The organism is Xenophilus sp., from assembly GCF_044462705.1.
Lineage (GTDB): Bacteria > Pseudomonadota > Gammaproteobacteria > Burkholderiales > Burkholderiaceae_C > Xenophilus > Xenophilus azovorans.
The window spans coordinates 1-6277 of sequence record NZ_JBIQNC010000152.1 but is presented as its reverse complement, the minus strand read 5'-3'; the positions used below and the strand labels follow the sequence as shown (position 1 = coordinate 6277).

At 72.9% G+C, this 6277-nt stretch carries 4 protein-coding genes; 3 read left to right on the top strand and 1 reads right to left on the bottom strand.

Annotation, left to right across the window (positions count from 1 at the left end; genetic code table 11):
• The first annotated feature begins 56 nt into the window (after nucleotides 1–56).
• From ACIY1X_RS19330 to ACIY1X_RS19320, 3 genes are read left to right on the top strand one after another with little or no spacing between them, the layout of a single operon-like run.
• Complete coding sequence (locus ACIY1X_RS19330; RefSeq protein ID WP_399683622.1) at nucleotides 57–1883, top strand: peptidase domain-containing ABC transporter; 1827 nt, start codon at nucleotides 57–59, stop codon at nucleotides 1881–1883.
• A 39-nt stretch (nucleotides 1884–1922) separates the two neighbouring features.
• Nucleotides 1923–3239, top strand: a complete 1317-nt coding sequence (locus tag ACIY1X_RS19325) for an HlyD family type I secretion periplasmic adaptor subunit (protein WP_399683619.1) — start codon at nucleotides 1923–1925, stop codon at nucleotides 3237–3239.
• The gene (locus ACIY1X_RS19320) at nucleotides 3236–4762 is read left to right on the top strand and encodes a TolC family protein (RefSeq protein ID WP_399683617.1); all 1527 of its coding nucleotides are present in this window, start codon (nucleotides 3236–3238) and stop codon (nucleotides 4760–4762) included. Before ACIY1X_RS19325 ends, ACIY1X_RS19320 begins: the two co-directional genes overlap by 4 nt.
• Nucleotides 4763–4778: 16 nt before the next feature.
• Here the strand turns inward: ACIY1X_RS19320 and ACIY1X_RS19315 are convergent, their stop codons facing one another.
• Nucleotides 4779–6161, bottom strand: coding sequence for a sigma 54-interacting transcriptional regulator (locus tag ACIY1X_RS19315; RefSeq protein WP_399683615.1), 1383 nt, complete (start codon nucleotides 6159–6161; stop codon nucleotides 4779–4781).
• Between the last annotated feature and the right edge of the window lie 116 nt (nucleotides 6162–6277).

The following is a 6277-nucleotide window of genomic DNA, read 5'->3' as shown; positions in this document are numbered from 1 at the left end:
AGTAACTGCTTGTTAACATTTGTGTCCTCACCCTCCAACCCGATGAAGCCGAGCCCGTGCTGAAGTACCTGCTGCCCCGTCAACTCGCGGCGCCCTCGGCCAGCGCCGACGAAGCCCATCCGCATGCCGACGCCCTCGGGCGCGCCTTCGAGGGCTCCTTCGGGATGATCCGCTCGGCGGCGTGGTGGTCCATCCCCATCAGCCTGTCGGGCCTGCTGCCGTCGATCTTCCTGCTGCAGGTGTATGACCGGGTGATCTACCGCAACGGCACCTCCACGCTGTGGGCGCTGGTCAGCGGCATCCTGTGCTTCCTGGCGATCGAGTTCTGGCTGCGCACGCGCCGCTCGCGCCTGCTGCGCGACGCCGGCGCCACCATCGACCACGAGGTGTCCAACGCGCTGATGCGCTCGATGCTGCAGCGCCCGCTGCGCGCGCTGGAGGCGCGCCCCGCCTCCATGTGGTTCCTGCTGTTCCGCGACGTCGGCTCGGTGCGCGGCACCATCACCGGCGGGCTGGCGCAGTCGATCTTCGACCTGCCGATGGCGATCTTCGCGCTGGTGGTGATCGGCATCGTGGCGCTGCCGGTGCTGCCGGTGGTGATGGTCTTCCTCGGGGTGATGTCCTTCCTGGCCTGGTGGTGGGCCGACGAGGTGCGCGCCGGCCGCGTCGAGGAGGCGCAGCGCAGCCGCGGCCTGGAGCGCATGACGGCGGAGATCTGCAACGCCCGCGAGACGCTCAAGACGCAGGCCAACGACGGCCCGACGCTCGCGCGCTGGCGCGAGACCTACGATGCCTGGCTGGCCGAGAGCTTCCGCAAGAACGGCGAGATCGAGCGCGCGCGCGACGGCACCACGGTGCTGCTGACCATCTTCTCCACGGTGGTCATCACCGTCGGCGCCGTCGCCGTGATGCAGCAGTGGATGACGGTGGGCGGCCTGGTGGCCTCCAACATGCTGGCGCTCAAGGCGCTGCAGCCGGTGGCGGGGCTGGTGTCGAACTGGCGCGCGCTGGCCATCGCCTCCGAGGCGGCCAAGCGCCTGGAGAAGGTGCTGGGCGAGCCGGTGGAGAAGCCGCCGCTGGCGGTGCAGCTGCCGCAGCCGCGCGGCCTGCTCACCCTGCGCGGCATGGGCTTCGGTTTCAGCCCCGAGCTGGCGCCGGTGCTGGAGGACGTCGACCTGAGCATCGGCCCGGGCGGGCTGCATGCCATCGTCGGGCGCAACGGCGCCGGCAAGTCCACGCTGGTCAAGCTGCTGTCGGGGCTGTACGCGCCCACGCGCGGCACGGTGGAGATCGGCGAGTACGACCTCTCGCAGTTCGGCCGCGCCGAGCTGGCGAACTGGATCAGCTACCTGCCTCAGGAGGTGTACTGGTTCGCCGGCGAGCTGATGGACACGCTGCGCCGCTGCGCGCCCGGCCAGAACGACGAGCAGATCGTCGGCGCCTGCCGGCTGGCCGGCGCGCACGAGTTCATCTCGCGCCTGCCCGACGGCTACCGCACGCGCGTGGGCGAAGGCGGCACCGGCCTGTCGGTGGGCGAGCGGCGCAAGCTGGCGCTGGCGCTGAGCTTCCTGCGCAACCCCTCGGTGCTGATCCTGGACGAGCCGAGCAACGACCTGGACATCGCCAGCGAGCGGGCGCTGCTGGCCACGCTGCTGGCGGTGGCGCGCACGCGCACGGTGATCGTCGTCACCCATTCGCTGCGCATGGTGTCGGCCGCCAGCCACGTCTACCACGTGACGGGCCGCGGCGGCATCGAGCAGGGGCCGGCCTCGGTCATGGTGCCGCGGCTGTTCGGCGTGAAGAAGGCCACCGCCGTGGTCGAGGAGGAAGGCGCGCCGCAGGCCAGGCCCGAGATGGCCCCGGTGGCCGTGCGCGCGGCCTGAGGCGCCCGGCCCCGCATCCGCCTGGAGAGAAACGAAGCGATGAAGAACGACCTGCCCCAGATCCTGCAGCAGATCGCCGGCCAGGCGCCGCCGGCGCCGGCGCCGCGCCGCTCGCGCCGCCGCTGGCTGCTCGGCGGCGCGGTCGCGCTGCTGGCCGCGATCGCGCTGGGCTATCCCATGGAGACGGTGGTGGTGGCGTCCGGCCGGGTCATTCCCTCCGACCGGGTCAAGTCCATCCAGCACCTGGAAGGCGGCATCGTGCGCGCCGTGGCGGTGCGCGAGGGCCAGCTGGTGCGCCAGGGCCAGCCGCTGGTGGAGATCGACCTGGGCGGCAGCAGCCTCAACCTGGAGGAGCTGACCGCACGGCACGCCGCCATGCAGGCCACGCGCGTGCGCCTGGGCGCCGAAAGCCGCGGCGAGCCGCTGGCGCGCGAGCGCTTCGCCGAAGGCACGGACGAATCCGTGCTGCGCGGCGAGATGGGCGCCTACGAGGCGCGCGCGCTGGAGCAGCGCGGCGTGATGGCCGCCGCCGTCGCCAGCCTGGAGCAGGCGCGCAGCCGCCAGATGGAGCAGCACGCCAAGATCGCCGGGCTGAACGAGCGCCTCGCGCTCATGCAGGCCGAGCTGAAGATTTCCGAGCAGTTGCTCAGCGAGAAGCTGATCGGCCAGCTCGAAGTGCTGGAGAAGCGGCGCCAGGCCGAGAGCGCGCGCGCCGAGCTGGCGGTGGCGCGCCAGGGGCTGGTCTCGGCCACCGCCGCCATCGGCGAGGCGCAGGCCAAGATGGCCGAGGCCGAGGGCAGCTTCCGCCGCCGCGCCTCGGACGAGCTGGCCACGGTGGAGCGCCAGCTCTCCAGCCTGGCCGAGGACCTGGCGCGCGCGCGCACGCAGCGCTCGCGCACCGTGGTCACGGCGCCGGCCGACGGCATCGTCAAGGGCCTGCGCAGCGCCAGCCCCGGCTGGGTGGTCAAGCCCGGCGAGACCATTCTGGAGGTCGTGCCCGACGAGGACGAGGTGATGGTCGAGGCGCGGCTGAGCCCCAACGACCGCGGCTTCGTGCACGCCGGCCAGCCGGCGCGCGTGAAGATCACCGCCTACGACTTCCTGCGCTACGGCACGGTGGACGGCAAGGTGGTGCTGGTCGCCGCCGACGCCGACCGCGACGCCACCCTGCCCACCGCGCCGCCCTACTACCGGCTGCTGGTGAACACGAAACAGTCGCACGTCGGCAGGCCCGAGAACCGCATCACCGCCGGCATGGAGGCCGAGGTGGACCTGCTCGTGGGCACCGATCCCTTCATCTGGTACATGCTGCGGCCGGTGCTGAAGCTGCAGCGCGAAGCCTTTCGCGAGCCATGATCCGTCGCATCCTCCCCGGCACCCTGCTCGCCCTGGCGGCGATGGCCGACGCCGCCTCGGCCGCCGCGCCCGCCGCGCTGCCCGGCGCGGCGCTGACGCCGGCGCGCCGCCTCGCGGCCCCGTCGCTGGGCGCCAACGGCTATGCCGCGCGCGTGAAAGAGGCGCTTCGCACGCTGGCGCACGACCATCCCGAAGTGCTGTCCGCGCAGGCCGCCGCGGCCACCAGCGGCTTCGAGGTGGAATCCGCCAAGCAGGCGCGCTACCCGCGCTTCAAGGTCGGCAGCGCCTCGGGCAGCTACGACAGCGGCGCCGAAGGCGCCTCCTCCCGGAGCTACCAGCTCATCACCGCCGAGGCGCGGATGAGCCTGATCGACGGCGGCGCCATCAGCGCGCGCGTGCGCGCCGCCGAGGCGGGCAGCCGGGCGCAGGACGAGGCGCTGTTCTCCACCTCGCAGAAGGTGGTGCTGGACGCCCTCACCGCTTACCTGCAGGTGCAGCGCTTCGACCTGCAGCGCGAGGTCGCGGCGCGCTCCACGCGCATCGTGGACGAACTCTCGCGCGCCGAGGAGCGGCGCGTGGCGCTGGGCGCCGCCGGCCAGAACGACCTGCGCATGGCCGCCGCGCGGCGCGCCAGCATCGCCGCGCGCGAATCCGACTTCGACGCGCAGCGCGGCGAGGCCATCGCCAAGTTCGAGAGCTACTTCGGCTTCCGGCCCGACCCGCGCCGGCTGCCCGCGCTCGCCGCGCTGCCGGCCTGGGCCGCCGGCAGCCAGGAGGAGGTGCTGCGCCGCGCCGAGAGCCGCAGCACCGAGCTGGCCGAAGGCCGCAGCCGGGTGGAACGCGCCGAGGCGCAGGTCGACCAGCAGGAGGCCAGCCTCTGGCCCACGGTGGAGGCCGTCGTCGTCAAGACCAAGGACCCGCGCGGCGTCTCCCCTTCCGAGCCGACGCGGGCGGCGCTGGAGCTGAACTGGAACTTCGGCAGCGGCTTCGACCGGCAACTGCGCGTGAAGTCGGCGCTGGCGGAGGTGGACAACCAGCAGGCCAAGCTGGAAGGCGCGCGGCGCAGCCTGTTCGAGGCCACGCTGTCGGCCTGGGGCCGCACCCAGGCCGGCCGCGAGCGCGAGCGCCAGCTGCAGGCCGCCGTGCAGGAGTCGGGCGAGGCCTTCCGCGGCCGCCGCCGGCTGCTGGAGTTCGGGCGCGAGACGCTGCCCAACGTGCTCGACGCCCAGCTCGACTACTACACGCTGGTGCAGGACTACATCGACGCCGTGTTCGACCTGCGCATCTCGGAGTTCCGCCTCGCGCGCGCCACCGGCGAGCTGCGCATCGAGAGCGATGGGCCCAGCGCGTGGGTGGACCGCATCTTCGGCCCGGCGCGCGGCCCGCTGCTGGACGGCGACGGCGTGCTGGGCACGGGCTGCATCGCCTCCGCGGCACCCTGCCGCGGCGGGCCGCAGCGCGGCCCCGGCGAAGGCGCCCAGGCACTCGTGCTGCGCGGCGCCCGGCAGCTCGGCCAGCGCTGAGCGCGGGCCGGCCTCTTCAGCCGTCCTCGGGGATGCTCGGCTCGCCGTCGAGGATCTGGTACTTGCGCATCTTCTCCCACAGCACCTTGCGGCTGATGCCCAGGTGCTGCGCGGCGTCCTGGCGGCGCCAGTCGTTGATCTCCAGCGCCTCGATGATGCGGTTGCGCTCCGAGCTGTTCCAGCCCCGCCGGTCGCCGATGGCCTCGGCCTGCGGTGCCGGCCCGTCGGTGCGGATGCGCGCCAGGGCCAGGGCGCGCTCGATGTGCGCGCGGTCCCAGCCGCCGGTCTGGCGCGCGATCACGCCGATGCGCTCGCCCAGGTTGCGCAGCTGGCGCACGTTGCCGGGAAAGGCGGTGGCGGCCACCGCGTCCGTCAGCCAGTGCGGCAGCTCGCCCAGGGCCGGCGCGGCGTCGCCCAGCACCTCGGACAGGATGGAGCGGAACAGCGCCACCTTGTCGGTCTCGCCGCGCTCCTGCAGGTTGGGCACGTACAGCTCGATCACCGCCAGGCGGTAGAACAGGTCGGCGCGGAAGTCGCCGGCCGCCACCATCTCGCGCAGGTTGCGGTTGCTCGCCGCCACCAGCCGGAAGTCCACCCGCACCGGGCTGGCCGAACCCAGGCGCACCACGGCGCGGTCTTCCAGCACCCGCAGCAGCTTGACCTGCTGGTAGCGCGGCAGGTCGCCGATCTCGTCGAGGAACAGGGTGCCGCCGGTGGCCTGCTCGAAGTAGCCCCTGTGCGACGCCACGGCGCCGGTGAACGAGCCCTTGGCGTGGCCGAAGAACAGCGACTCGAACAGCCCGTCGGGGATGGCGCCGCAGTTCACCGCGATGAAGGCGCCCTTGCCGTAGGCCTGGTGGCCGCGGTGCAGCAGCTGCGCCACGCGCTCCTTGCCGACGCCGGTGTCGCCGCGCAGGAGCACGGCATGGTCGCAGTCGGCGAAGGTCTGCACCTCCGACAGCAGCGCTTTCATCGCCTCGGAGTGGGCAACCAGCTCGTCGGGGCCCGGCAGCTCGGCCACGCGCGTGCGCAACTGCCGCACCAGCTTGGCGATCATGGTGCGCAGCTCGGCGCAGGTGAAGTCGTAGGGCAGGACGTGCCGGTAGTCGGGCGGGTAGGAGGCCGAGTCGCGCTCGCGCGAGGCGCTGGCCACCCACACCACCGGCGTGCCCTGCAGCGACTCGGTGGTCAGCGAGAAGCCGCTGCTGTCCATGGCCGACACGCTGATGACGGCCACCGCCGCGCGGCCCGCGTCGCGCTCCATGCCCAGGGCCATGCCGTCGGCGCGCACCACCTCCACGTCGAAGCTCGACATGCAGCGCGCCACGCGCTCGACGATGTCCGCCTTGCCCTCCCAGACGTAGATGTCGAGCTGTTCGAAGGAATCGGGAGATCGCATGGACGCCAACGGGCAGCACCCCGTCAGTACACGAGCTGCGGCTCGCCGCAGGACAGGGATTGATGATGGATGTCACTGTAGCCGAGCTGTACGCCGAGCAGGCCGAGCAGCGGCTG

Coding starts and splice junctions, on each gene's coding strand:
- ACIY1X_RS19320 (WP_399683617.1), top strand. CDS start 3,236: ATGATCCGTCGCATCCTCCCCGGCACCCTGCTCGCCCTGGCGGCGATG.
- ACIY1X_RS19315 (WP_399683615.1), bottom strand. CDS start 6,161: ATGCGATCTCCCGATTCCTTCGAACAGCTCGACATCTACGTCTGGGAG.
- ACIY1X_RS19325 (WP_399683619.1), top strand. CDS start 1,923: ATGAAGAACGACCTGCCCCAGATCCTGCAGCAGATCGCCGGCCAGGCG.